The organism is Candidatus Methanoperedens sp. BLZ2 (assembly GCF_002487355.1).
Taxonomy (GTDB): Archaea; Halobacteriota; Methanosarcinia; order Methanosarcinales; family Methanoperedenaceae; genus Methanoperedens.
Genome location: NZ_NTMG01000066.1, coordinates 33,621 through 59,261 on the forward strand (window position 1 = coordinate 33,621; position 25,641 = coordinate 59,261).

The window sequence follows — 25,641 nt, forward strand, 5'->3', positions numbered from 1 at the left end:
ACGGTTTTTTGGTTCTGTCAAGTTGTCGGTTGTTAATATTATAATATCAAGTAAATCATATATGGTTGCCATTCTTAAAGTAGCGATTTCCTTCTAACAACCGAAGACTTGACAGTACCCGGTTTTTTCCATGTGTGTAGTCCCGAAACCTTTGGCTTTATATACCCATCTTCTCAGCATGGGAAATCAAAATAAGACTGTTTGCAATTTTTATTTAACTTTCTAAAAGTCCCTTAAAAAGGAATCGTTGCAAGGATTCTCGCCAGGAATAGAAAAAAATAATGTTTAAAAAGGCAGAAGCCAGGCGAGATAATCTATCACGCCCAGCATATCGGTTTATGGATTATCTACTTCGCGGGAAGTTCACGGTCAATATTCATATGCTCCGATATCGTAATCTCCTCCCTGTGGTCTCGATTTTCCGTCAAAGTCCACAATAGCTATCTTGGGAGTCGCCCCTTTATTTATTGCGGGAGAAGTGGATTGGATGCGGAAATCCCCCGATGAAGGATTGACGAATTGTGGACTTCCTGTTATGTAACTGGTGCCAGTCGTACCAGTTGAGCCGTCGATAAGATTGTTTTGAATTGTGTTGCTTCCTACGACCCATATTTGATTGCCATAATTCTGGCTGACTATATTATTACTTATGACCACATTGGTGGATTTACTATATTTATTTATAATTCCGCCGTCCCATCCTATTGCGTTGTTTTGGTATACGGTGTTTCCTTCTATTAATATGTTGTCTATAGTCCCGCTGAGGCAGAGAGTACCAGGATCGTTGCCACAGTCAGCATAATAATCTACGACTATTCCATTTGCCCCGTTTCTATATACTAGATTGTTGTATATCTTGACATTTTTAATAGTGCCGCCTCCTTCAACAGCAACGGCTATTCCTCGAGAAGCACCCGGACCATCATGGATTATATTGTCATATACTTCCACGTTTTCCTGGTACTCGGTAAAAGGATCCATATAAACACCTGCGCTTGAAGTCGGTTTTATGTTGTTATGATGAATGCGCCCGTTGCTCGATCCCATTTTTGCGTTAATGCTCTCGGTATTGATATTATCATGGATCTTATTGTTTTTTACATCAAAACCATTGACATGAACAAGACTGACAATCTCGTTTTCAGTTCCTGCTCCTGCAGTATGAGCTCCTGTTACCTCATTATTGTCTATGGTAATGCTTGAGGCCCTCTCTACATATATTCCGGAAGAATATGCACCATTAATATAATTGTTCTGGATATTAATATTCGAAGGGCTTCCGCCTGATACCATGATTCCTACGTATGAGGATTTTAGCACCCTGAATCCTGAGATTTGTATATAACTTGCACCATTTATACGGATCAGTCCGTCCCATGATCCTAAAGATATACCGGTGCCATCAATCGAAACAGTTTGCCCCGGATACGCTGCAAATATGATGTAATTTCCTGGGCTTCCTGATCTCGTTATTGTAACTTTCTCATTGTACGTTCCGCCCATGACATAAACCATATCTCCTGCAGACACCGTGTCTGCTGCGTGTTGAATAGTTCTCCATGGAGACGAAGATGAGCCAGAGTTGCCATCATTACCATTAGTGGCTACATAATATTTAGGGCCATTTGAAACTGGAGCAGGCACGCTCGCAGGAGATGGGGTTGCAGTTGGCGTCGCCGTAGGATCCGGTGTTGTGATTGGTGCTGGTGCTAGTTTTAGTGCTGGTGCTGGTGTTAGTGCTGGTGCTGGTGCTGGTGCTGGTGCTGGTGCTGGTGCTGGTGTTAGTGCTGGTGTTAGTGCTGGTGTTAGTGCTGGTGCTGGTGTTGGTGCTGGGATAACTGCGTTTTTCAGGCTTAATGAAACATCATCCACCCAGAAAGTCCCATAACCATTCCAGATATTTGCATAGATAAAAAGATATACTGTATTGGAACCTGTCCTAAAATCCATACTATTCTTTGTCCAGTCATTCGTACCCTTGTTGAAATAAAGGTTTGTCTGTTTGATCCAATTCATGTTTGCATCAAGTTCAGCTACCCTGACCGCAGGGGGATTAGTGCCGCCTGCAGCGTTGGTTTTACCCTGAGCAGATACCGTGTAATCTGTAAGAGGTTTAGCAATTATTAAATCAGAGTGTGGAGACCCTGATATAGAATTGGTTGTTCCTGGTAGACTAATTTTAATCGATCTTGCTCCAGTCGCTGATATGCTGTCCGATACAGGGGTGTTTCCATTGTTTGTCACAAATGCCCAATTGTCAGGTGTGTTGATTCCTTTTTCAAAGCTTGGGTTAGCAACAAGACTGGAAACTATTGGTGTTGGTGCAGGTGTGGAAGTTGGTGTTAGTGTTGGGATAACTGCGTTTTTCAGACTTAATGAAACATCATCCACCCAGAAAGTCCCATAACCATTCCAGATATTTGCATAGATAAAAATATATGCTGTATTGGAACCTGTCCTAAAATCCATACTATTCTTTGTCCAGTCATTCGTACCCTTGTTGAAATAAAGGTTTGTCTGCTTGATCCAATTATTGTTTGCATCAAGTTCAACTAACCTGACCGCAGGGGGATTAGTGCCGCCTGCAGCATTGGTTTTACCCTGAGCAGATAACGTGTAATCTGTAAGAGGTTTAGCAATTATTAAATCAGACTGTGGAGATCCTGATATAGAATTGGTTGTTCCTGGTAGACTAATTTTAATCGATCTTGCTCCAGTCGCTGATATGCTGTCCGATACAGGGGTGTTTCCATTGTTTGTCACAAATGCCCAATTGTCAGGTGTGTTGATTCCTTTTTCAAAGCTTGGGTTAGCAACAAGGTTCACATCTAAAGTAGCTGCCGACGATATTGATATGGAAAGCAAGATTAGATTAATAATAATAAATCCTGCATTTATATATCTTATCGCTTTTAATTCTATTTTTTTTTTGTTCATATTTAATCCCATCGTTTTATTGTTCATAGTTGATTTTTCATTATTATCATTAGAATAATGAAATATTTTTATTATTTGAATGATATTTGTTCTTATACTTAAACATTATGATAATCACGATACTTATTATAATTAAAATTCGTGTCGCTCTAAATTGTTTTTGTATGTATAATCCCGACTTATTCGATAATAAAATTGAGATTTCTTTGATATGTCACATTTTTTATTAATTTCAATACTAATTGTTTCGTCGATATACACTTATTTATTATGTTTTTATTTAATATTTTCATTGAAATCACCGATTCATTCCACATTTTTATAGAATAAAAGTAAATCGATAGTTTTATACGGTTTTTAAAGTTTTTAAAGATTTATTGGATTTTTTCTTTATTTTTAATTCTTCAATATACCTTATTTTTGTTTTTAATTTAATAACAATTATTATTTAACTATTTTATATATTTATGCCTATTGTTGGCTTTATGCAAAAATGTATTGGGCATACTTATTTCTTGTAGCAATATTTAAATCCCACATGTATGGCGGCAACTTCACAATGTCACTTAAGAATAGCGTAGGGATGGGATAAATGGTAACCAAATTCTTAAGATCGAATCTCTTATAAGTATTACTTTACTCTGTTTTTCTATGGAATGCGATAGCTGATATTGCTGCACAAATAGCCAATAATATAACGAATGCGACATTCTCACTTGATACTGCTGGCGCTCCTATACCATTGTTCATAATTCTATTGCTAATACCATATTCCAGCGCTGGTACAAAACTACCATGGCTTAACAAAAGTTCTACATGGGCAAAAAATACTTTGTTGTAAACAGGATAAAACAGGAATATACCGCCGGTAAACAGGTCTAGAATCAGATGGGACGTAAGGTAGAAGATAATTATGCCGAAAACTTCCCGCTTGCTCTTTGCGAACATAAAAAACAAGAGAGGAATGATTACTATAAAAATATTATGAAATAGTACTCTATGAAGCGGGATACCATTTGAGCTGAAAAAAATGCTGTCTATATCCGGAAGCATTGCAAAAAAACTAAGAGCAATTACTTCTCTTTGATTCAATTTGAGCTTCTTTGAAAATAAGAGAAGTATCGCAACCGGGATAAAAATATGGTCAAGAGGAGAGGACATAAATTATTACTTTTTATTTGCATTCATTAACTGTTTTCATTATTATGCACGAGGTTTTTCATCTTGTATATCACAACAATCGCAGCAAGAGAATTTGCTGCAAGAAATGCAAAGGCTGCCCCCTCTATACCTGAACTTCTTGAAAGAGGAAAAGCGAAGGCAAGTGTAAGAACAGCAATTCCAGCATTTATCTTTATCACGCTAGAAACTCTTTTTTGAACGTTTCTGACGGCTGTAAACAACGTGTTAATAGAAACGGGAAGACTTGCAATTGTAAGTATTAATAGAGTAGTGGATGCATTCTCGGCATAGAGCGGATTAAAAATATTCAGTACAAATTTACCAAAAAATACGAAAAATATAACTCCTGGAAAAAGAATAACGGCATTTAATTTTATTGATTTTTTCACTTTATGCCATAATTCCCCACCGTCTGAGGATTCTGCGAGAAGTGAATTTGATATCGATTGTGGGATCCCATAGAGAAGACCTCCTACCATCATTGCGATATAGAAGAAACCTGTGGATTCTGCAGAAACCAAATTAACTATCATTATAGGTAGGACAAGACGTGGAAGAGTATAAAAAATTTCTGCAAGATAGTTCCCTACTGAATATCCTGCCATGCTTTTAATTATTGAATCCAGCATGAGGGCAGGCAAATATCCTTTCCATACCAAAGATAACAAAAAAAATCCAACAGCTACTGCAATCATTACTCCTATACCCCATGCCATAAATATACCTATAGCTCCGAAAACTGAAAACATCTGGAGGGGAAGAATCTTAAAAAAACCAAACAGTATCTCTTTTGTCATGTGAAATGAAGATCTCCTTCCTGCTATGAAAGCACTGCTTATATGCGCTGATATAGTCGTAACAGTCGTAACTGTAGCAAAAAGTATGACAAATTTCAAATCATTAAAAATAGATCTCAATACCGGCGCCCAGATATTAATTCCCAAAATAAAAATAAATGAAAAAACAAGCGATGCAACGATACTTGAAGTTATGCATGAGTTTATAATTCTATTGGCGTTTATTCGGTCTCTTGGCAGATAGAATATAAAAGCTGTGTGAAAACCTAAGGTGCTTATCATTGAAATCAGGGACATACTTGATAATATTGCCGAAGTTGTTCCAACTTCATCCGGTGAATAGTATCTGGCAACTATAATCCAGAAAAAGAAACCGAGGATCAGATTTAAAAGATTGGTCATCATGAGGTAAAAAAAATTTTTAACGAGTGAGTCGTTATAAATTTTCTTGAGAAAACGCATAATTCAGTCTCGTTTCAAAATTTATGATTATATTTTATTTTTTAGTTTTTCATTTTCATTTATTTGTTTAATTTTATATTTATATAATTTATAATTTTCTATCAGATTATGCTTTTTAATTTCATCATATAGAAATATCCAATTTAGAATTTTAAATTGGAACTTAGAAATGTAACTTTTTGGCATCATCACAATCCTATTATTACTCCTTAATAGAGACTGCCATCTAAGTTTATATGCTTCATCTCCTCTTAAAAAATCAAATTCTTTTAAACCTCTGGAAATTAAATCTTCTAATATGTAGAGTATATGAATGTTACCAATGGAATAGGATGAATAATTTGGGTCAGATCCTGTCTGGTAATAATAGTATCTATCTTCGTATTCAAAACCTAAGACAACGGATGCATGTTGTCCATTTACATCCAGAAAGGAGAGATTTAACCATCCGTTGTTTGCCAGTTCTTTTGATACCTCAGTCAAAAATTCCATTTGAGTTTTAGTAAAATATGGTAAATTTTGGTGATTCACTTTTTTTTGATTCAAACTCCAAAAGTCTTTTAAATTTTTATCTAAAGAATTTAGTGTTAAAATTTTTTTAAATTCTATTTTACCATAATTTTTTTCAATATCTTTCTCTCCTCTTCGCAGATTTTTCCTGAATTTTTTACTCAGTTTATTTAAGTGATCATTCAATGACGATTGAACTGGTAAATATGAAGAAACACCTGTTTTCTTCTCTCCTACAAATAATGAATCGCAGAATGATTGGTTATGCAATATCTTAAAGAACTTTGAATTATCAGGCAGCTGGTCAAAACGAATAATAATTTTATTATAGTTAAGATAATATTTTATCAAATTAAACATCTTATTAATTTGATTATCATCCATATCAGAATAAATAATACCTCCTCCATAATCAGATAGATTTATTCCAATATTTTCGACAACATTATAGCTAAAAAGAAAAGTATGATAAGTTGAACAAAGCAATGGCATAATCCCAATTATATCATCCTGATCTTCAATTACCAATATTTGCATCTTTTTGTTATTGCTAAAGTATTCCCACCACTTGAAAAGCCATTCCCAGGTTAAAAATATGTTTTTATCACGGCTCTTTCCAAGAAGATCATTCCACGTTTCTCTTATAGATTTGAATTCATCAACACAATTTATTTCTCTTATTTTCATTGTATCCCCATTATATCCCCTTTAAAGAGTTTTTCTAAGCTTATCCCACATAAGCAGCTCATAAATGGAAAAAATATAAATTTTCCAACAGGCAATATAGTATTGATATATTAGATTGAAATAGATTATGGTTGTTTATACTTACCTTCTCAACTTACGGTATTACTGTAAATAAAGACACATGGAGGGTGTAAGTAATTGTCTCAAATTGACAAGAAAACAAAACATAACCTTTATACCTATCACTATGGTTATTTAATGAAGATAAAATAACGACTGAATAAATAGGGGTTTGATTTAATAAAATGAAAAGAGAGATCTATTTTCCTGCATTGGGAATAGTGGTCGGCGAACTAATGATGTTTTTTGGCCAGGTGAATATTGGCTTGCCAATACATATAATAAACCTTCAGTTAATAAGTCTGGTCTTAATTCTCAGCAATATCCGACCAGATATCAAAAAAGTTCTCCAGAGTATGATATTATTGATCCTGATGCGGATTATAAGTCTTGTAATGCCCCAATTCTTTACATTTACTATGCTCTGGTATGTCTTAATATATGGTGTCATGTTCATACCAATTTATATTATAATAAAAAACCAGAATATTTCATTAAGTGAAATCGGAATAAATTTCAAACGTCTCCATATTTACCTCCCCATTGCTCTTGTTATCGGTATAGATTTTGCAGTACTTGAGTACCGCATTCTTGACCCTTCCGCCCTGATCGGAAATGTCCAGCCTTCTAACCTTGTACAGATCGCTATTGTAATGTTTGTTTTCATAGGACTGGCGGAAGAACTTATATTCAGATCAATACTCCAGACCAGGCTTGAAAAAGTAATTGGCTTGAAGAAGGGACTTTTCTTGACCGCTATTTTGTTCGGAGTAATGCATTCTGTTTATGGGCAAATCAACGAAATATTATTAGCGACCTTATTTGGAGTTGTCATAGGTTATATATTCCAGAAGACAAGGAGCTTTCCCTTTATCCTGGCCATCAACGGTATTACAAATATGCTTCTTTTTGGTATATTGCCTATACTATTAAAATGATTCTATAAATAATGATACCTGCGAAAGTAATCAGCATAGGAATTGAAATCGCATCAAGGGTGCTTGAAACACATCTGTTCAAATATTTAGAATCCAAAACCAATAACGTGATAAAAACCGAAACAATAAGGGAAATAACTGCGAGAGCCTCCAAATTAGCATTTAAAGGAAAGGATGTTTGCATATTTGATACTGCAATTATAATACCCATATATATCTAAATTACCTTTCAGTATTAAGTTCTTTTCGTTTTCAAAATAATCCTGCAAAACATTTATCATGACTGGAGATAAGAGGGAAAATCATGAAGCTTTTCGTCCCATCCCCAGGACATATCGACAGTCTCAAGGAATTATTGACCCGGAAGGAGAAGATATACTCTATTTTCATGGCAGGTTCCCCTGATTATATTGGCACGGGAAGGAGCAATCTTGCCTCCCCCCAGCTTGAGGAAATAAAAGAACAGACTGAGTACGCTCATAAAAACGGGGTTAAGATGGAACTTGTGCTGAATTCAAGCTGCATGGGAGGGCGCCAGCTTACGCCTGAAGGATACAGGACAAACCACTGGTATGTTGAAAAACTTGTGGATATCGGGATCGATTCCATTGTTGTTGCGGATCCTTATCTTGTTGAGACCATTTCAAGGGATTTTGATGTGGATGTTGTAGTATCAGTGCTTGCTTTTGTGGATTCCCCGCAAAAGGCCGAGTTCTTCGAGGACCTTGGCGCAAAATCAATAGTGATTGATTCAAATGTAAACAGGCATTTCGATGTTCTTCATGCAATCAGGGATTCTGTGGATTGCGAATTAAAGCTCCTTGTCAATGAAGGATGCCTTTACCGCTGCCCATTCAGATATGCGCATTTTAACTTCTTTTCTCATGCTTTCGGGCCTGAACCAAGACCCAATGTGCTTGATGATTATTATTACTTAAAATGCCTTGAATTAAGGATTGAAAATCCCGAACTGATCATAAAATCCCCATGGATAAGACCTGAGGATATCAAGCTCTACAGAGATATCACCGATGTGTATAAGATCGGGGGCAGGACGCATTTTGTGGACTGGATCCTGAATTGTGTGAATGCATACTATAATGAAAGTTATGACGGGAATCTTATGGACATTCTGGATTGTCCCAAGGATTTGAAAGACCTGTATAATATTCCAAATAAAAGCCTGGATGGTATCCTGGAGAAACAGTGGACTAACTGCAAAAAAGTTTGCAACAAATGCGGTTATTGCAGGACACTTACAAAGAAGGTCACGCAGGTTTATTCAAATGGGGGAACAGAACACCAGATGTGTCTGCCGTGGGATACGATAGCGGTGAAAACATGATTTTAGAAGAAATTTTGAAAAACAGGGCAGGTTTTGAAGAAAAGTTAAGAAAACTGATAGGCAGGCCAGTACTTTTAATAGAGCTTGATATGTTCGCCCTGCCCTGCGGATGTTCAGGTATTACAGCAAATATGAGAGGGCTTGAATTTGATGACCTGGAGGTTTTTGAGCAGCAAGTCCTGCCATTGGTCAAAGAAATGGCCGAAAACCTTGGAGTCAAGCCAACAGTGACATTTGCGCGTCTTGTGCCTGGAAGCTCCATCGTTGCATCGCTTAACTGGCGTACGCTATGCCCACGATGCTATCCGGAATTTGCAAGAGGCGCGGGGAAAATGCCAAGACCGGATCTGTATATGCTGGTGTTTGAAAGACGAAAGTAATTTTAAATTCTTTTTGTAAACCCATCAATATTACCTATAAATTCCGAAATTGAATTGGCAATCGATATTTTTTTCATATTATCGAGTGGATTAGTACCAATCGTGCCATTCAAATCTATGAACTCTTTTTTACAGCTATCGTATATGTTTTTAATGATTTTTATATGATTATTATCGTTTGAATAAATCCTTTCTAATGTCATTATAATTGATGAACCGATTTCAAGGAAAGACTGAAATGACATATTAAACTCTTGTTTATCACCAACCATGATATTCTCTCTAATTTCTTGCAATTTTTCCAATTGTTCACTGAATGGAGAAATAGATATTGGTATCGCTTTTGGCAAGAAATATTTGTTTAAAATATTAGATATCCAAGTGCCAATACATGTACCTTCTGTAGTGTGCTGAAATATAACCAACAGAGTGATTAAAACTCCTATTCCCAAAAGAATTTTATGAAGCCATGATAAGGAGCTGGGTAATGAATCTGTCAATAAAAATATGAAAATGTATTCAGCTGAGATTGTAAAGGAGAATATACCGAAGATTTGAGTGCTCAAGACTAAAAAATTCTTATTACCCCTCTCAGACCATTGAACATATAAAATTACTACTGCAAAAAGAAAGGGGATGACATAGTATGGATTGAAGAAAAAAAGCTGATTGAAATAATCAGAAAAGTTCACCATGAGCTATTGAACCTCTCAACGGCTTTTCTATCCAGTTCATCTGTGTTAGAGCCAGCTTTCGATCCGATAAGACCACCAATCACTGCTCCAATTGGCCCTGCAACCAGTGCTCCAAGTGCTCCTAAAACTATAGCGCCACTTACTGCACCACCTACATTAGTCTCAGCAAAAACTTCATTCCGGGTATAAAATGCATCCCTTCCATAAACGGAACATCCTATTTGTTGGCATCGTAAAACAAATTGGAATGGCAGTTCTCCTCTAAGTTGGGCTGGGCTATTAATATATATTTTATTTCTGCAATATTGACATTGCACATACAGCCTCATTTTATCTCCAAGGCATACTTTGTCAGTAGGTTTGTTATTGTATCAAACATTGTCTTAACATTTTCCTCGCTTTTACCCCAATCAAAGATCTGAAAATTTGGATTTGAGGTTACTTTTACTTTAGTATAGTTTGAATCAGAAGAAATTACGATCTCTATAGTTTCCCCCCACGATACAAAAGTAATAGGTGTAGATGCATTTATTTTATCTTTTGATTCTTCTATTATTTTCCATTCAAGCTCTTTAAAGGCTTTCTTGATAGCGTCATATATTATTGGTTGTGGAAATTGAAATAATTGATTTGCTGAAGCCATGATTATAGAGTAATTTATGCAATATTTTTTATCATTATATAACTTTTAATTATGTACTGGTCAAATAAATACTTATTTGGATGAAGTTATTGTTTTATCCCTTTTACTGTATGCATATAAATGTAAACTATATCAACAAATCTACCATAGTAACATTAATGACAATGAGTGTTCACTTGCGAAAAGTGAATGAAAAACAATACAGGCTTTTGAAAAGTGCCGTTGCAAAAAAAAGATGTCATCTTGAGCAGTGCATTATCATTGCCGATGGAAAATTATTGGGGGCTGAGGACTGTCTGGAAAATGCATGGGCTCTTGCATCTCCTTATGAGACTGCATTGGTGACAAGAATTTCAAAAAAATAATGCATGCAAAAATATTTGTTAGTTCAATGTGAATACCAGCAAGAAGAAGTCTAAAAAATGATCAAAAACTATATGAAAAATATATAATAAGTGATATAATTATGGAGCTTACACCCCTTTTAACAACATTTGGCCTTATTGCTCTTGCCGAGCTTGGCGATAAAACCCAGCTTACAGTGATCGCATTATCTGCAAGATATGACAGGAAGAAAGTCTTTTCAGGCGTCGTACTTGCCTTTATTCTCGTAACCGGGCTGGGCGTTCTTGTCGGGGAAGGACTATTGCGATTGATCCCGGAAAATATTATCAAGATAATAGCCGGCCTCATGTTCATTATTTTTGGGATAATGATGCTAAGATCGAAAGAAGATTGCGAAGAAGACAATAATTCGCCGGTAATCAATCCGTTTATTTCAACGTTTAGCATGATAGCTCTTGCTGAAATGGGGGATAAAACCCAGCTTTCTGCTATCACACTTTCAGCAAAATATAATTCGCCATATCTTGTTTTTACAGGCGCGGTTCTTGCCCTTGCGGCAATAAGCCTTCTGGGGATACTTGCTGGCAAAAAACTATGTGAAATCGTGCCGCTATCAAAAATAAAGCTGGGCGCAGGCGCGTTGTTTATCCTGTTCGGGATATTGTTTATAGCAGGATTTTAGGTAAAAAAGAAATAAAAGCGGACTTAGAAACCCAGCTTTTCATTTACGAAAATAAGATTAATTTTCCTGTTCTTGTTTATTTCCCTCTCAAAGATCAGGTATTTCCCGAGTGTGGTGCCCGTACTACCGATGCTTTTCATTCTCTTATCTTCGAGGGGAAAGCAATATTCACGAATACGGTTGAATCCTTCTTCCAATGTTGGTACAATTTTTTGCGTTCCCACGATCCATATAACATTATCCGAGGAGTAAGAATAGGATGGGATCGAGCTCCCTGTCGCATTCACGATAAGAACCTCCCCTGTTTCCACAACAGCATGAACACTTCCAAGGAAGTATTCAGATATGACACTTTTCTTGCGCAGTTCCATTTGTTTGCCAGGATCTTTTTCCGAAAGGATCTGTCCTTTCAGGTTTTTCCAGGGGTGTTTCCCGGATTTAAGAAGATCAGTAAAACCGATTTCGTTAAGTGTTGTTGAGCTGCCGGTCATTACCTCTTTTCCCGGTGGTATAAGAGCATTGATTTTCGTAAGTGCTTCTTCTTTAGTGTTTACCAGCTCGGCATTGACATTGCGTGTTTTCAAGGCTTCCATTGTTCTTTTAACTACGTCTTTTGAGGCTAATGTTTCATATTTCATAGATGTCCCCCATATAAATAAGATATTCAATCTATATAAATAGATAATCCTGTTCATGTCCAATCTATATAAACAGATAATCCAAAGAGACCAATGTGAACAATCGTTATCAATAATTGCCTGTAAAAATAATAATTCAAAAACCTTATAAACTTGTTTTTCCTACTAACTAGGTGTACTATTAGGCGGTGAATTATTTTGTTAAGTGTCAATGAAAAAGCAATGGAAATTGCAGAAGAAATGATGGATTGGTCCGAGGAGTTAAAAATCAAAGCCATGGAACTGAAAAATGGCGGCAAAGTGATAGATTGCGGAATAAACGTACCCGGGGGGTATGAAGCCGGTCTTTTGTTTACTGAAATCTGTATGGGGGGATTTGGAGGTTGTTCGGTATCAGTACATAAAATAAGTGATATACCGCTTGCGTTCATAGATGTTACAACGGATCATCCTGCGATTTCATGCCTCGGAGCGCAAAAAGCAGGGTGGAGGATAAGTGTGGATAAATATTTCGCCATGGGTTCAGGCCCTGCAAGAGCTCTTGCGTTAAAACCTAAAAAAACCTATGAGCGGATAAAATATGAAGATGATTACGAGTATGCAGTTATCGCTCTTGAATCAAACCAGCTTCCTGATGAAAAGGTAATTGACACAATAGCAGAGGCATGCCATGTTGACTCTGAGAATGTGATCGCACTCGTTGCTCCCACAGCCAGCATTGTTGGTTCGGTACAGGTTTCAGGACGCGTTGTTGAGACAGCTATATTCAAGCTTAATGAACTGGGATATGATACCACAAAAATAATAAGCGGCACAGGATGCGCACCTATTGCGCCAGTCGTCAAGGATGATCTTATGGCCATGGGAAGCACCAATGACAGCGTGATATATTATGGTTCTGTATTTCTGACTGTCAGGGGATTTGAAGAGGAGAAATTCAAAATGGTGCCGTCCAGTACATCAAAGGATTACGGTAAACCATTCTACAAGACTTTCAAGGATGCAGGATATGACTTCTTTAAGATCGATGCAAATGTGTTCGCTCCTGCTGAAATTACGGTAAATGACCTGGAAACGGGTAAGACATACCATGCAGGCCACCTGAATAGTGAAGTTATTCTGGAATCTTACGGCATAAGCGGGATATAGAAATAGAATGCAGGCAGCATGAATGATCCTGCCCGGACTGCAAAATTTATTCCTATAAGCTATAACATATCAGATAACAGATTTTTCTCAGGTATATCCCTTACTTTTTCTTCGAGTTCTTTTAATTCAAAAAAGGCAATAATTTTTGCGCAAATTTTTTTCCGGGTATACATCAGCTGGCCCCCTTTTTTAAGGAATGAACTATATACTTCATCAAACTGTGCTTTTTCCTCATCATTAAGCTCGATAGAAGATAATTTCCCGGATAAATGATTGATCACGATCATCAAATTTATCTCTCTCACCCTTTTTAGCTTTGCTTTTTCCTCCTCGTTCTCTATATAGACACTTCTTTTTAGTTCTGGCGACCAGCCAACGAGTTTTCGTTTGAACTCGATAAAAGTGACAGGAACAAATTCCCCTTCCCGGGGTTTGGAAAATTGTTTTATTAAATGATATTCGTCCATTTATCTGAATCTCGATTTCAAATGATTTAATAACTCCGGAACACTCATGCAAATAACCACAGACCGTTCTATCATCAGATTCACAGTTCCCTCAATACCCAGCGTCCTGAAATCCGTCCTGAGGCCAAGAACGGGCTTGGCTTTCGCGAACGCAAAACCTATTTCCCATGCAGTTCCCGAATCAACATCAGCTCCATCTATAACTGCAATGATTATGTCCGAATTCTCAATCCCCTTCAGGTTCTTACTGAAAATTATTTTCTGCCGGTCTAACATGTCTTTTACATTGTTGGAATCCTCTTGCGGCAGGAATACAGTAAAGCCGGCGCTTATTAACTCATCCCTGAGTTTGCGGTTAAAATCACACTCAGCCTCTGAAAAAAGCGGCGCTGCAAGATAAACGGTTTTCATAATATATACACCACTTGTTAGTTAAATAAGATTTGTGAACCACTCCGGGCTAAAGCCACGGAGCGTCCCGCTGCATCGACCCTCTATTGAGTAGTCCTTGACGGGCGTTAATTCCGGTAGTTCCTACCGTACTTGGTCTATTTTTGATCAATCGTGAAATTCATCAACTGATTCCAGCCAGCATCAGATATTGATTTGGCAAGATGATGATTCCGAACCATGTTCTTGATCTGCAAATCCTCAATCCTGATTTTTCTATGGGTTTTTGAAACAATGATTCGCTGTTTATTCCTTTTCCCTGACCCTTTCCTTTTCCGGCTTAACCGCTTCTGTTCCAGTGTCAGTTTTCCTTCCGATTTTCGCAGGAATTTTGGCGGTTCAATCTCTTCCCCGCTGCTCAGGGTTATCAGTGAAATTAACCCGGCATCAATATCTTTTTTGATCGTACAGGTCTTGATTTTGCCTTCAATTTCTCTATGCTGGATTATCTTGATATTCCCTATTTTCGAGAGGTTGAGTTTTCCATCTTCAAGTCCAAAACCTGGGGGATACGTGAAACTGTTGTACCTGTTCCTTCCCTGAAACCGTGGATAGCCAAAGCCATTAAACAAATTCTTGAAACTCTTATCGACTCTTTTTATCACATCTTGAAGTACCTGAGAATAGACATCTTTCTGAAATAATGTTTTTGTGACTGCCAATTCTCTTTTCTGTTCGTAATAGTTAACCCATTCGGGTTTGCCCCACGAAAATACATCAAAATCCTTTTTCAATCTGTTAAGCTCAGCCTGTCGTTTTCGTTTTTCAAGACAATCGTTATAAAGATGTCTGCAAGTAGCAAGAGTCCTGTTCAATTTAACCTCTTGATTCTTGTTTGGATAGATTCGGAACTTGCAGGATTTTTTCATTTAGTGATTGCATTCGTTTCATGATAGATATTACTGATGTTAGTAGTGTGAAAGTATTGATATTCTTTTTCCCGGTATCCAATTCATTTCTCAGTGGTGAAAAACCACCTATTTACTACTTATATCCAATTTTGGTGGATCCATGAGTTTTAACCATTTATATAATAATAAGATGAGGCATATAAGTATCCCCAGGACTATGATCTCATCGAGAACCTCAGCATTCTTTTCATCCATTATCCCTTCGAATACTTCTTCCAGTTCCACAATGGCACGGATTATGAAAAGTATCAATGACATAAGGATCAATTTCCAGTTTTCCTTGAGGAATGACTCATTAAGAAAAGCGCGCGCCCTGAGGGTGGCAGGGTCGATCTTCTTCCGGGCTATATAGATCCTGGCTGCAAGATAAACACCAATAAGCGCGAAAAATATTGTAAGGATCAATACAGGGATCTTTAATGTCAGCATAATCTTCCTCATCATGTATATGATGGATGGTATATATACGAAGGTGTGAAATTCGTGTGAAGTTAGTGTGATATTATGAATTCTTATGCGTTAGTCTTAAATCATGCAAGTACAATGGTGTCGGCGTGAAACAAACAGACGTTATCATAGTCAGATATGATGAACTTGCACTGAAGAGTAAGAACGTTCGGACAAGATTTGAGCAGATACTAGTCAGGAATTTAAAATCAATGCTCAAATCAGAAGGCTGCAGTTTTTCCAATATAACACGTGAAATGGGGCGGATCTTCATACATTCCGAGGACCCGAAGGCTATAAAAAGCGCTTCAAGAGTATTTGGTGTTGTTTCAGTTAGCCCTGCTTATACATGTGAAGCTACACTTTCATCCGCAGCAGGATCATGCGCAGGAATTGCATCTGATGTTCTAAAAGAAGGCCAATCATTTGCAATCAGGGCTCGAAGAGCGGGGAACCATGATTTTACATCCAGGCATATAGGTATTGCCTGCGGTGATGCTGTATTTGAGAAAATGAACAGTAATGTTACGGTTGATCTTGAAAATCCTGATGTTGAAATTTTCGTGGAATTAAGGCAGGAAAAAGGTTATGTGTTCACAGGATCGGTTAAAGGCGTGGGAGGTCTGCCGCTTGGAACCCAGGGAAAGATGGTAGCTCTTGTTTCAGGAGGTATTGATTCACCTGTTGCTGCATGGCTAATGATGAAACGGGGTTGCGATATAATACCCCTGTATTTGAATAATGATCCGTTTTCCGATGAGAGCACGCGCGAAAGAGCAATGAACTGCATTGATGTTTTACAGAAATGGTCGCCGCATAAGAAACTTACAATTTACGAAGCGCCGCATGGTGAAAACCTCCTGGCATTCCTGAGTAATTGCAGTAACAGGCTCAATTGTGTACTGTGCAGGCGCATGATGTACAGGATCGCTGGCGAGGTACTGAAAATAGAAGATGCGCACGGGATAATCACGGGTTCATCCCTTGGCCAGGTAGCTTCCCAGACATCAGAAAATATGCTCGCCGAGATGTATGGCATGGAATACCCGATCTATCATCCCCTTATCGGGCTTGATAAGCTTGAGATAACCAACATGGCAAGAAATATCGGCACATTAGAACCCTCAACAAAACCTGCGACATGCTGCATGGCAGTCCCGGAATATCCATCAACAGCATCTAAACCAAAAGAAGTCGTAGAAGCTGAGAAACTTATAGATGTCCCCTTGCTGGTTGATAACATGTTAAAAAATATTAAGAAGTTCACCCGGTGATTCTTTTTTTTATAATCAGCAGCAAGACCGCTAATAGCAAGTATAATGCCTGAAATCCCGCGGCTTCCTCTGGTAATTTTAATTTACCGCGTGACTCCTGTATAGTTTGTACCATATCTTCAGGTCCGAGGTATCCGACATGGCGTGAGATCTCACTGCCTTCCGTATCAAGGAATACGATTGTAGGATAATATGCTATATTATATTTATTTTCGATATCGATCCTTATCTGCGTATCCACTTTTATAGCAACAAAATCCTTCAGTTCTGAAACAACACGCGGATCCGGATAAGTGCTTTTTTCCATTTCTATGCACGGGCCGCACCAATCTGCATAAAAATCAAGAATTACGGGTTTTTCCATTGAACTTGCAGCATCCATGCCTTTCTCATAAGTGTACCATTGTGTTGTTTCGGCATTTGCAGGAATGATTATTAATACTATTAAAAATAATATTACTAATTTGCGCATCAGAATAGAATTAGCTTTATAGGTATAAAATTATTCGCAAAAATACCCGTAGATTATTATACAACATCATGTATCATTATTATAATGAGAAAACTTTTTAAGCAATGAACGCAAATTCTATAATGGTAACAATGAACAAATATATTTCCATTATATTAATAATCCTAATTGCCACAGCGTTATCCGGTTGTACAGATGAGGGTGCTACGAAAGGAACACCCATCGAAGTCCAGAAATTCGATCGGGCCAATCCAAATCTTGATGCTAAAATAGTTGATGTAAAGTTTGATAAGAACGACATAAGAGCAGGAGAAACTGTAACAGCAGAATTATTTATTGCCAACACAGGCTCTGAAAAAATCACAAATGAAACCATAGAAATAAAAGCCAAGCTTAAGACGCTTGATGATTCTCTCGCGAATCTTTATTTAAAGACAATGAGCGAGGAAAAGAAAACAAGGATTATTGACCCGATAGAATTTGGAACCGGGATTGAACCCGGAACAGTAAAATCAATCAGTGCAAAATTCCATACCATCAAAGAGATGGAAGGAAGAAGCCTTGCAGGTACTTATGATATAACTATAACTTTAACAGTTAATGGGCAAAAGATCGAAGCAAGGGTAATTCCGATAACACTTTATCCCGGGGATGTAAGGGAATTTACCCCAGCTCCGACACCCGGTCCATCACCAACACCTGCGCCGACTCCAACACGCACTCCCACTCCAGAGATCATCGAGACGCAAACGCCGACACCTGCCCCTACACCTGAGCCTGTTGTTGTAGCAACTCCTACTGGAAAGAACTTTACAACATTTGTTAAAGATGACAAGTACTTCCCCAATAATCTCAATATAGAGCCAGGAGACATGGTTCTCTGGGTTAATAAGATGGATTCCGACTATACAATTGTTGAAATGGATAAGAAAATCCCGGACATGGTTCTCAGGGCAAGAAATAGTTATATTTTTAACACTACAGGAGAATACAGGCTTGGATTGTATTTCAAACCGATGCGTGGGGAGCCAGCAATCCAGACAATCAATGTAAGAGTTAATGCAACTAAATAACTTGCATTAATTCATAATCTTTTTAAAGTCATAAGACGATACCATATCGGTGAAATTATGGTATTAAAAAATGTTATTCTCTTTATTTGTCTTGTATTATTAATCACCGGTTCTGCGACAGCATCAACTCTTGAGGTTGGACAGGGCAAGACCTATACAACTATTCAATCGGCTATCGATGCTGCAAAAACAGGCGATACAATTCTTGTCAGTGAGGGCACATACAATGAAAATCCTCTTATCAAAACGAACGAGATTTCAGTAATGGGAAAGAACAGGGAAAAAACTATTATTGAAGGCAGAAAGACCAGCAGCGGGATCAGGATAGATGAAGTGAACAATGTAGTAATAAGCGGATTTACCATAAAGAACAGCGGTGGTGGGGGACAGGAAGATGCCGGAGTTGCTATTTATAAAGGGAATGGAAACACTGTTTCAAACTTGATCATCACTGGTAACTCAGTGGGTATTTCGATATACCAGGGAAGCAATAATAACATCGTTTCAGGAAATATTATCGAATCAAATTCAGGATATGGTATTAATATTTATGCTTCAAATGATAATAAGATTTTCAATAACAACATAAAGAGCAATAAAATCGGAATTTATTCATATTCTTCAAAAACAAATCGCATATACCAGAATAATTTCATAGAAAACAAAGATCAGGCCTATGATAATAGCGGCCTGAATTCATGGGATCTGGACAAAATGGGAAATTACTGGAGTGATAATAAAGAAAGCACGGAGTATATTATTAGCCTTGGCGGAGGAAAAGCAAAGGACAATTTCCCCCAGGCTCAGGCTTTTTCAGTAAGATCTGAGCCCATCCCCACACAGCCCCCGCAAAAAACAGATGAAGCCGGGAAATCTATACCAGGGTTTACAGCCATAGCAGCAATTGTTTTATTAATTGTAACAGGGATATTCTGGAGGAAAACCGGATAATTTTTGTTGAGTGATATACATAAACATTATTATTTAAGTATATTAATCTATATCATTAAATATGGATTCCAGATATTTTCTTTCACTTTTTAATTCCTTAATTTTTTCCTCTCTCGTCAATTGTCCTGGATATATCTTATCATCGATCTCAATAGTAAGGTCGCCTTTATATCCGGAATCACGCAAGCGCTGTAATATAATATCCATCTTCTTTTCATAATGTGATGGAAAATGAGGTTTTCCATTGTGCGGTGCCCCGATATGAACGTTTATGATCCTATCGCCAAGCTCGCTGATGAAAGATAAGGCCGTCTGCGGCGAATTCAAACAAGCATGGACTACATCGAATGTGAAAAACAGACCCGGGAATTGATCCAGCACTTCTTTCATTTCCCCGGGATCAGAACACATCGATTGAACACCAGGCATGCTGTTTTCAAGTGAAAGATTTACACCGCTACCTTTCGCTTTTTTAAAGGAAATTTCAAGATACTTCATGAATTTCTCCCGGTCCTCGTTTGTGGGTTTGCGGTGGGCTGTCCTCTTGCCAGGGTGTATAGTAACAACCCGGGCATTAAGAATACTGGCAAGCTCAATAGACCATAACGTTTCCTTTATCGTAGCTTCATGGACAAGGTCATTATAAGAGGAAGGATTCAGGTCCATGACAGGCGCGTGTAAAGTACAACCCTGTGTCATAACTGAAATTGCCTCTATCAACTGCGCAACAGTGGTTTCGTTATTCCGGTCCATCCAGAAAAAAGGTGTTTCCGCCCAGAATTCGACGCTATTTATGCCTGCTTTTTGCAGGATATCCATGATATCGTATAAAGGATATTCCCAGAGAAAGAGAGATGAACAGGATAAATGCATCTGTCACCTGTGATTTTTCTTATTCCCGGGTGAAATACAGCAATATGCTTAAAGCTACAAATTCAAGAATATCCGGGATCACTACGTATATGGGGTTATAGCCCAGCAGATTTATTATTATGGGATACACGTGTTCCGGGGGCGGGCTGTTCATTATCAAGAGCAGCATGATCGCCCGTGAAAAACTCTGTAATAATAGCGCGACCGTAAATATAATAAGACCCAGGGTAAAGTTAGACTTGATCTTATTATATATCTGAAAATATGAAACCAGAAGCACTAAAAGTAATACGATATTTCCTGCCGAAACGTAATAAGCGATTTCAGTAATCTGAATAGAATTTCCTCCTGTTATGTTCAGTGGCTTTGTTTATCAATTTTTTCCCAAATTTGATTAAATTCATTTATATTAGCCTCCATTGTTTTGGAGATAAAATACATAGCGCCATATTTGTCACCTTCCATAGTTACTACACCGTTTTTGGTAAGGACATCAAGATGATGCCTTATGGTCTTATAATCCATGTTCATAGCCTCAGCTAGCTGGTTTGCATTATAAGGCCTGTCAATGAGCAGTTTCAACATTAATGCACGGGTTTGCCCTCCACGTGTTCCTGCGATCAGATACCATAGCAGCTTCTTCAGAAAATTCTATCTCCTGTCAACACAAATAGATGATTAATATAATAATTATACCTTGTGGTTACAACAGTTCAAACATTCAACGTTCAAACAGAACCACCATAATGTCGTACTTTGAACTGCGCACAATACTTATCTGCGATCTTCTTGCATTTTTCGATATCCACTATTGGCAGATCAACCACTGTGAACCTCAGTTCAATTCCGGAGCTTGAAATGTCTTTTGCGAACTCAAGCATTTTATCGTATGCCTTTATGTATCTGGGATCGCATAATTGGTTATAAGTATTAGCATCCTGGGCATTCAGGCTGAGGGATATAACTTTCATACCCGATTCAGCTAACTCTTCTGCAACATTCCTGTCAGGATACAGGAGTTTTGCATGCCCGCTCGTATCAAGCCTCACCGAAATCCCACGGGTAGTAAGCCATTTTGTGATCTCAAGCACATCATCCAGACGCACAAGAGGTTCACCAAAGCCTGTGAAAACTACTTCTTCGTATTTTGAGAGATCGTGTTCAGAAAGCTGCTTTATTATTTCGGAAAGTGAGGGTTCCTTCAAGAGACGGAGATTATAACCATATATACCATCAGAGTAGCGCTTAAGGCAGAAAATACAATCAGCAGTACATCTATTTGTTATGTTCAGGTAAAGGTTGCCATGTGCCTCGTAAACGATGGTATCTTTATTGTTATTGCTATTGTTCATCTTGCTTTGTTTATATTTGTGGCTCCTAGCTCATATTACTTTCTCATCTTGTGATTACTTCACATCCTTCTTCGTTGACTATAACAGTATGTTCGGACTGGGCGACAATTTCACCGTTCTTTTCTATTAATTCATAATATTCTCTTGCTCCTTTCAGTTCATTGAGGTCTGTTACAGGGACCCATCTTGGGGCAAAAGGAAGCGAACCGAACCTGTTCCTGAGATCATCAGCTATATTTCCCTTAAACCTGTTGGTTATTGCAAAAATAAAGGGGTCGCCGATTCTTATATCTCCCTTTCCATATGTTGCGAAGGGTTCGATCGCAAAAACCATATCTTTCTTGATAGTATGGCTAAAAAAGCTTTTGTAATTTGGAATTGTGACGCCCGCATGCAGTTGATATTGTTCGATGGTATGACCGGTCAGAGATTTTACGGGATTAAAACCACGTTTCTTGATCGTATCTTCAATTATCTTCCCTATATGATTCGTTTCAACCCCATCCCTTGTGGAGGCAATTGCTCTTTCAAGCGCTTCTTCGCATGCACGGATCAACAGGCTGTGGTTATTTGTCCCGACTTCAACAGTAGCAGCTGTATCTGCAATATAGCCTTCAATGTGAGCCCCCAGGTCTAATTTTACGACATCTCCTCTCCGAAAGCATGACTGGTGATCCTGCGGAGTATAATGGGAGGCAATTTCATTTATTGAAATATTGCAGGGAAATGCAGGTTTTGCGCCCAGTTCTTCTATCCTTTTTTCAACATATTCCGCGATCTCAAGGAGAGGGGTATCTTCCTTTATCCTGGAAAGAGCATCAGTTCGGACTTTTGCAGCAATTCTTCCGGCTTCAACATAGTAATCGTGGATATAATGGTTCATTTTTCTGTAGTAACTAATGCAACTCCTGTCAATATAAGTGCGCCTCCGATCATTTCAAGTGCTGATATCTGCTCATGAAGGAGGAGGACAGACAAAATAACAGCACTTACAGGTTCAATTAATCCGAGTATGCTGGCGCTGTGTATCTTCACTTTTTTTAACCCGTTAAAATACAGTGAGACAGCCAGGATGGTGGGAAATATTGACAGGAGTATTAAATAAACCAGATTATCAAGAACTATATCTAAAGGGGCAATACCAACAGGAAGAAGGATTATGGCCGCTACCGGAAAACTCCAGAAAGCCTGGGTGTAGCCTGAATAAGTTGAACCTGCATATTTTGAGATCATTATCTGGAAAGCATATATGATACCGGATACAATCCCTGCAAGTATTCCTGCAGGATAATGTGCAAGATCAAGCTTTTGGGGATCAACTATCAGTAGAATGCCAATTATTGACAGAACAAGGGCGATAAGCCCTTTTTTTGTGGATTTTTCTTTTAAAAGCCATGGGGATAATATGGTAATATAAACCGGGGCTGTATATAATAACAATACTGCGATTGAAACTGATCCTTCTAATATGGATATAAAAAATGCCAGCATTGTCCCGGCCTGCATTATGCCAAATAACAGTAAATAGATTTTTTTGTCTTTTAGCTTAATTATCTTGAGGTTTCCGGAAATGAGAATAAATATGAAAAATATCGCAAAAGCAAGTATTACCCTGTAAAAAATAATACTCTGGGCTGACATCCCGTGTATCTGTTTTGCAAATATCCCGGCAAGGCTCCACAATACCGCTGCAATGATTATTTCCCCGTATCCGGAAAAGCGCTTTTTATCCATTGGGTTCTGGATAGCTCATAAGACAAAAAAGATTGTGGAAAAAATCAAGAAACCACATATTTATTTTATCATGAGCCTATCTGTTAACAATGAAAAATATCCTCTTGACCAATGATGATGGTGTGTATTCGACCGGGCTTAAAGCGGCTTATGATAGTGTGTGCGACCTTGGAGAAGTAACGGTCGTTGCACCCTCTACCCAGAAAAGCGGCGTAGGGCGGGGCATATCTATTTTTGAACCACTCAGGGTTTCACTTGCACCTGTGAACGGTTTCAAAGCATACGCTGTTGCGGGAACACCCACTGATTCAGTAATAATCGGTTTATTCTCCATACTAAAGAAACAACCTGACCTTGTTCTCTCAGGTTTCAATATCGGTGAGAACATCAGTACGGATACCGTAACGACAAGCGGAACGATCGGCGCAGCACTTGAAGCCGCAAGCTATGGAATTCCTGCGCTTGCTGCATCCATACAGGTGCTGGATGAGGGAGATAAGTTTGATGATCACCGCACATATTGTTACGACTTTGGGATAGGTATGAAAATAGTTAACAGGATAGCACGTAAAGTGATAAGCAAAGGCCTTCCCGCTGGCGTGGACCTGCTGAATATCAATATACCAAAACATGTGAATATGGATACAGAGATCGAGATAACCCGCCTTGCCAGGAAAATATTCCTGACAGGTGTGGAGGAAAGGTTTGATCCCAGGGGCAGGCCGTACTACTGGATTAACGGGGAGCTTATCAGGGATGCAGAAGAAGGAACTGATGTTAAGGCTGTTATGAAAAACGGACATATTTCAGTGACGCCGCTTTCACTTGATGCGACTGCGCGTATTGATTTTAAGGATATTGAAGCCCTATTGTAACATTTTAGATAAGGACATCAATCTTTTAACCCTGCTCTCAGTTGAAGGGCACCTTCTGAATATGTAAGGTGGGCAAGAATAACATTCAAAAAAGAAAACATCCGGCGGTGTTGAAGTTGTGAATTTCGTATTATGATACGAATTTGTATAATCTTCTACTTTTAGCAGCGCTGAGGCAAGTTTATTCGGCGCGCTGGTGATCCATGCGGCGGTTTCATCAGCCAGGTACTCCCGGCTTCTTGAAATAAAAGGTTCTATCAGGTGAACGAGGGGATTCAGGAAAAACGCAAATCTGATTAGCAGGCCAAATTTGCGAATTTCAAGGTCACAATTCTTGATATGGGTGAGTTCATGAGCAAGTACGGTCTCAAGCTCTTTACTATCTAATATCTCAATAAGCGGAATGGTCAGGACCAGGACAGGTTTTTTATTGCGCTTGTACACAAAAGCATTCGGGATACTTGATTCCAGGAAGCCGACTTCAGGAACATCCATTTTGAGTTTTTTGCTTAGATTTTCTATAATTGTGAAAACCTCCAAGAATTCCATGCGGCTTGTGATTTTAGCAGTCATATCGTTGAATTTGGTGTATTTCATCAAAAAAAATAATATACCCACGATTGTTCCTGCGGCCATTACCAATATTTTCAAGTAACCGGGGAATATTTCAAAATCTTTTTCCACAATAAGTTCGTGCCCGGACAATTTATACACAGTTATAAGAATTGGTATTGCCAGCAGTATAACAGCTTTAAAATCATAACAAAATTTCCTCTTATCTGGATTCATATCCTTTCAATGATTCCTCAATTTTTTTCCGCAGTTCCTGTAATTTTATAGGGTCGCTCTTTGCGAGTTCCTCGATAAGGTATGCAGTCATAGGCTCCCGGAAATCTTTCAGGAGTTTATCCATGACTTTGACAGTTATTATATTATTAAATTCCTCCTTATTTAAGAGAGGAGCATAATAATAACAGAGCCCCCTTACACCTTTATCACTCCTTCTTTTCAAAAGGTTCTTATCATATAACCTGTTCAGGGTACTGCTTACTGTCGTCATCGCAATATCCCTCTTTTTTCGTAATTCTTCAAGAACATCATGGGTTGATGTTTCTGTCCTGCTCCAGACTATCTCCATGATCTCCTTCTCAAGCGGCCCCAATACCTCCAATAATTCATTCATATTAAGCGCATTTTTCTTATTAACATCAATCATTAGTTATTATCTTAAGCTACTATTCATAATAAAAGT

Annotated in this window: 32 protein-coding genes; 12 read left to right on the top strand and 20 right to left on the bottom strand. The window is 38.2% G+C overall.

What is annotated here, in order from left to right:
• Nucleotides 1–369 precede the first annotated feature (369 nt).
• The 4 genes from CL181_RS20480 to CL181_RS12730 all read right to left on the bottom strand — a co-directional run bounded on the left by CL181_RS20480 (nucleotide 370) and on the right by CL181_RS12730 (nucleotide 6,575).
• On the bottom strand, nucleotides 370–2,937 hold the full coding sequence (locus CL181_RS20480; RefSeq protein WP_176505213.1) for a right-handed parallel beta-helix repeat-containing protein: 2,568 nt from the start codon (nucleotides 2,935–2,937) through the stop codon (nucleotides 370–372).
• Nucleotides 2,938–3,573: 636 nt separating this feature from the next.
• Nucleotides 3,574–4,098 carry a metal-dependent hydrolase gene (locus CL181_RS12720; RefSeq protein WP_097299687.1) on the bottom strand — a complete coding sequence of 175 codons (525 nt, stop codon included), beginning with the start codon at nucleotides 4,096–4,098 and terminating at the stop codon, nucleotides 3,574–3,576.
• Nucleotides 4,099–4,124: 26 nt separating this feature from the next.
• The gene (locus CL181_RS12725) at nucleotides 4,125–5,378 is read right to left on the bottom strand and encodes a lipopolysaccharide biosynthesis protein (RefSeq protein WP_097299688.1); all 1,254 of its coding nucleotides are present in this window, start codon (nucleotides 5,376–5,378) and stop codon (nucleotides 4,125–4,127) included.
• 27 nt (nucleotides 5,379–5,405) lie between these two features.
• A complete protein-coding gene (locus CL181_RS12730) occupies nucleotides 5,406–6,575 on the bottom strand; it encodes a GNAT family N-acetyltransferase (protein ID WP_097299689.1) in 1,170 nt (389 codons plus the stop codon).
• Between the two features lie 305 nt (nucleotides 6,576–6,880).
• Here CL181_RS12730 and CL181_RS12735 point away from each other — a divergent pair, with 305 nt between their 5' ends.
• The 4 genes from CL181_RS12735 to CL181_RS12750 all read left to right on the top strand — a co-directional run bounded on the left by CL181_RS12735 (nucleotide 6,881) and on the right by CL181_RS12750 (nucleotide 9,358).
• Entirely contained in the window at nucleotides 6,881–7,633 is a 753-nt protein-coding gene (locus CL181_RS12735) for a CPBP family intramembrane glutamic endopeptidase (RefSeq protein ID WP_097299690.1), read from the top strand.
• Between the two features lie 11 nt (nucleotides 7,634–7,644).
• A complete protein-coding gene (locus CL181_RS12740) occupies nucleotides 7,645–7,854 on the top strand; it encodes a hypothetical protein (protein WP_097299691.1) in 210 nt (69 codons plus the stop codon).
• Nucleotides 7,855–7,937: 83 nt separating this feature from the next.
• Complete coding sequence (locus CL181_RS12745; RefSeq protein ID WP_097299692.1) at nucleotides 7,938–8,978, top strand: peptidase U32 family protein; 1,041 nt, start codon at nucleotides 7,938–7,940, stop codon at nucleotides 8,976–8,978.
• Nucleotides 8,975–9,358: a DUF5402 family protein gene (locus tag CL181_RS12750; protein ID WP_097299693.1), complete on the top strand. Its 384-nt coding sequence runs from the start codon at nucleotides 8,975–8,977 to the stop codon at nucleotides 9,356–9,358. Before CL181_RS12745 ends, CL181_RS12750 begins: the two co-directional genes overlap by 4 nt.
• Before the next feature lie 2 nt (nucleotides 9,359–9,360).
• Here CL181_RS12750 and CL181_RS12755 read toward each other — a convergent pair whose 3' ends face one another.
• From CL181_RS12755 to CL181_RS12765, 3 genes are all read right to left on the bottom strand, one after another.
• Nucleotides 9,361–9,858: a hypothetical protein gene (locus CL181_RS12755; RefSeq protein ID WP_141398902.1), complete on the bottom strand. Its 498-nt coding sequence runs from the start codon at nucleotides 9,856–9,858 to the stop codon at nucleotides 9,361–9,363.
• A 188-nt stretch (nucleotides 9,859–10,046) separates the two neighbouring features.
• Nucleotides 10,047–10,382 carry a hypothetical protein gene (locus tag CL181_RS12760; RefSeq protein WP_097299695.1) on the bottom strand — a complete coding sequence of 112 codons (336 nt, stop codon included), beginning with the start codon at nucleotides 10,380–10,382 and terminating at the stop codon, nucleotides 10,047–10,049.
• The gene (locus tag CL181_RS12765) at nucleotides 10,379–10,696 is read right to left on the bottom strand and encodes a hypothetical protein (RefSeq protein WP_097299696.1); all 318 of its coding nucleotides are present in this window, start codon (nucleotides 10,694–10,696) and stop codon (nucleotides 10,379–10,381) included. The genes CL181_RS12760 and CL181_RS12765 overlap by 4 nt, the downstream gene beginning before the upstream one ends.
• A gap of 185 nt (nucleotides 10,697–10,881) precedes the next feature.
• On the opposite strand from CL181_RS12765, the gene CL181_RS12770 reads away from it, so the two are divergent.
• On the top strand, nucleotides 10,882–11,061 hold the full coding sequence (locus CL181_RS12770; protein WP_217993171.1) for a hypothetical protein: 180 nt from the start codon (nucleotides 10,882–10,884) through the stop codon (nucleotides 11,059–11,061).
• A 101-nt stretch (nucleotides 11,062–11,162) separates the two neighbouring features.
• A complete protein-coding gene (locus tag CL181_RS12775; RefSeq protein ID WP_097299698.1) occupies nucleotides 11,163–11,723 on the top strand; it encodes a TMEM165/GDT1 family protein in 561 nt (186 codons plus the stop codon).
• A gap of 23 nt (nucleotides 11,724–11,746) precedes the next feature.
• Here the strand turns inward: CL181_RS12775 and CL181_RS12780 are convergent, their stop codons facing one another.
• Nucleotides 11,747–12,361, bottom strand: a complete 615-nt coding sequence (locus CL181_RS12780; protein ID WP_176505215.1) for a lactate utilization protein — start codon at nucleotides 12,359–12,361, stop codon at nucleotides 11,747–11,749.
• A 198-nt stretch (nucleotides 12,362–12,559) separates the two neighbouring features.
• On the opposite strand from CL181_RS12780, the gene mch reads away from it, so the two are divergent.
• Entirely contained in the window at nucleotides 12,560–13,510 is a 951-nt protein-coding gene (gene mch, locus CL181_RS12785) for a methenyltetrahydromethanopterin cyclohydrolase (RefSeq protein WP_097299700.1), read from the top strand.
• A gap of 59 nt (nucleotides 13,511–13,569) precedes the next feature.
• Here the strand turns inward: mch and CL181_RS12790 are convergent, their stop codons facing one another.
• The 4 genes from CL181_RS12790 to CL181_RS12805 form a co-directional block, all read right to left on the bottom strand.
• A complete protein-coding gene (locus CL181_RS12790) occupies nucleotides 13,570–13,977 on the bottom strand; it encodes a hypothetical protein (RefSeq protein WP_097299701.1) in 408 nt (135 codons plus the stop codon).
• Complete coding sequence (locus tag CL181_RS12795; protein WP_097299702.1) at nucleotides 13,978–14,388, bottom strand: nucleoside 2-deoxyribosyltransferase; 411 nt, start codon at nucleotides 14,386–14,388, stop codon at nucleotides 13,978–13,980.
• 137 nt (nucleotides 14,389–14,525) lie between these two features.
• The gene (locus tag CL181_RS12800) at nucleotides 14,526–15,296 is read right to left on the bottom strand and encodes a helix-turn-helix domain-containing protein (protein ID WP_097299703.1); all 771 of its coding nucleotides are present in this window, start codon (nucleotides 15,294–15,296) and stop codon (nucleotides 14,526–14,528) included.
• A 108-nt stretch (nucleotides 15,297–15,404) separates the two neighbouring features.
• Nucleotides 15,405–15,767, bottom strand: a complete 363-nt coding sequence (locus tag CL181_RS12805) for a hypothetical protein (protein WP_097299704.1) — start codon at nucleotides 15,765–15,767, stop codon at nucleotides 15,405–15,407.
• A gap of 125 nt (nucleotides 15,768–15,892) precedes the next feature.
• Here CL181_RS12805 and thiI point away from each other — a divergent pair, with 125 nt between their 5' ends.
• Entirely contained in the window at nucleotides 15,893–17,059 is a 1,167-nt protein-coding gene (thiI, locus tag CL181_RS12810) for a tRNA uracil 4-sulfurtransferase ThiI (protein WP_097299705.1), read from the top strand.
• Here the strand turns inward: thiI and CL181_RS12815 are convergent.
• Nucleotides 17,049–17,531, bottom strand: a complete 483-nt coding sequence (locus CL181_RS12815) for a thioredoxin domain-containing protein (protein WP_097299706.1) — start codon at nucleotides 17,529–17,531, stop codon at nucleotides 17,049–17,051. The genes thiI and CL181_RS12815 overlap by 11 nt on opposite strands.
• A gap of 104 nt (nucleotides 17,532–17,635) precedes the next feature.
• Between CL181_RS12815 and CL181_RS20485 the strand changes: the two genes are divergently transcribed.
• Both CL181_RS20485 and CL181_RS12825 read left to right on the top strand, forming a co-directional pair.
• Nucleotides 17,636–18,604, top strand: coding sequence for a hypothetical protein (locus CL181_RS20485; protein ID WP_217993172.1), 969 nt, complete (start codon nucleotides 17,636–17,638; stop codon nucleotides 18,602–18,604).
• Nucleotides 18,605–18,661: 57 nt separating this feature from the next.
• Nucleotides 18,662–19,555, top strand: a complete 894-nt coding sequence (locus CL181_RS12825) for a nitrous oxide reductase family maturation protein NosD (protein ID WP_097299707.1) — start codon at nucleotides 18,662–18,664, stop codon at nucleotides 19,553–19,555.
• Between the two features lie 42 nt (nucleotides 19,556–19,597).
• Here CL181_RS12825 and CL181_RS12830 read toward each other — a convergent pair whose 3' ends face one another.
• A complete protein-coding gene (locus tag CL181_RS12830) occupies nucleotides 19,598–20,428 on the bottom strand; it encodes a sugar phosphate isomerase/epimerase (RefSeq protein WP_097299708.1) in 831 nt (276 codons plus the stop codon).
• Nucleotides 20,429–20,547: 119 nt separating this feature from the next.
• On the opposite strand from CL181_RS12830, the gene CL181_RS20490 reads away from it, so the two are divergent.
• Entirely contained in the window at nucleotides 20,548–20,688 is a 141-nt protein-coding gene (locus CL181_RS20490; protein WP_176505217.1) for a hypothetical protein, read from the top strand.
• A gap of 97 nt (nucleotides 20,689–20,785) precedes the next feature.
• Here CL181_RS20490 and CL181_RS12840 read toward each other — a convergent pair whose 3' ends face one another.
• The 4 genes from CL181_RS12840 to CL181_RS12855 form a co-directional block, all read right to left on the bottom strand.
• Nucleotides 20,786–21,073, bottom strand: coding sequence for a winged helix-turn-helix domain-containing protein (locus CL181_RS12840; protein ID WP_097299710.1), 288 nt, complete (start codon nucleotides 21,071–21,073; stop codon nucleotides 20,786–20,788).
• Nucleotides 21,074–21,156: 83 nt separating this feature from the next.
• Entirely contained in the window at nucleotides 21,157–21,780 is a 624-nt protein-coding gene (locus CL181_RS12845) for a TatD family nuclease-associated radical SAM protein (RefSeq protein WP_097299711.1), read from the bottom strand.
• A 43-nt stretch (nucleotides 21,781–21,823) separates the two neighbouring features.
• On the bottom strand, nucleotides 21,824–22,663 hold the full coding sequence (map, locus tag CL181_RS12850; RefSeq protein WP_097299712.1) for a type II methionyl aminopeptidase: 840 nt from the start codon (nucleotides 22,661–22,663) through the stop codon (nucleotides 21,824–21,826).
• The gene (locus tag CL181_RS12855) at nucleotides 22,660–23,514 is read right to left on the bottom strand and encodes a DMT family transporter (protein WP_097299713.1); all 855 of its coding nucleotides are present in this window, start codon (nucleotides 23,512–23,514) and stop codon (nucleotides 22,660–22,662) included. The genes map and CL181_RS12855 overlap by 4 nt, the downstream gene beginning before the upstream one ends.
• Nucleotides 23,515–23,603: 89 nt before the next feature.
• On the opposite strand from CL181_RS12855, the gene surE reads away from it, so the two are divergent.
• Entirely contained in the window at nucleotides 23,604–24,389 is a 786-nt protein-coding gene (gene surE, locus CL181_RS12860; protein ID WP_097299714.1) for a 5'/3'-nucleotidase SurE, read from the top strand.
• On the opposite strand, the gene CL181_RS12865 is transcribed toward surE, so the two are convergent.
• Nucleotides 24,381–25,178, bottom strand: a complete 798-nt coding sequence (locus CL181_RS12865) for a M48 family metalloprotease (RefSeq protein WP_097299715.1) — start codon at nucleotides 25,176–25,178, stop codon at nucleotides 24,381–24,383. The genes surE and CL181_RS12865 overlap by 9 nt on opposite strands.
• Nucleotides 25,165–25,605 carry a BlaI/MecI/CopY family transcriptional regulator gene (locus tag CL181_RS12870; protein WP_097299716.1) on the bottom strand — a complete coding sequence of 147 codons (441 nt, stop codon included), beginning with the start codon at nucleotides 25,603–25,605 and terminating at the stop codon, nucleotides 25,165–25,167. The genes CL181_RS12865 and CL181_RS12870 overlap by 14 nt, the downstream gene beginning before the upstream one ends.
• Nucleotides 25,606–25,641: the final 36 nt, after the last annotated feature.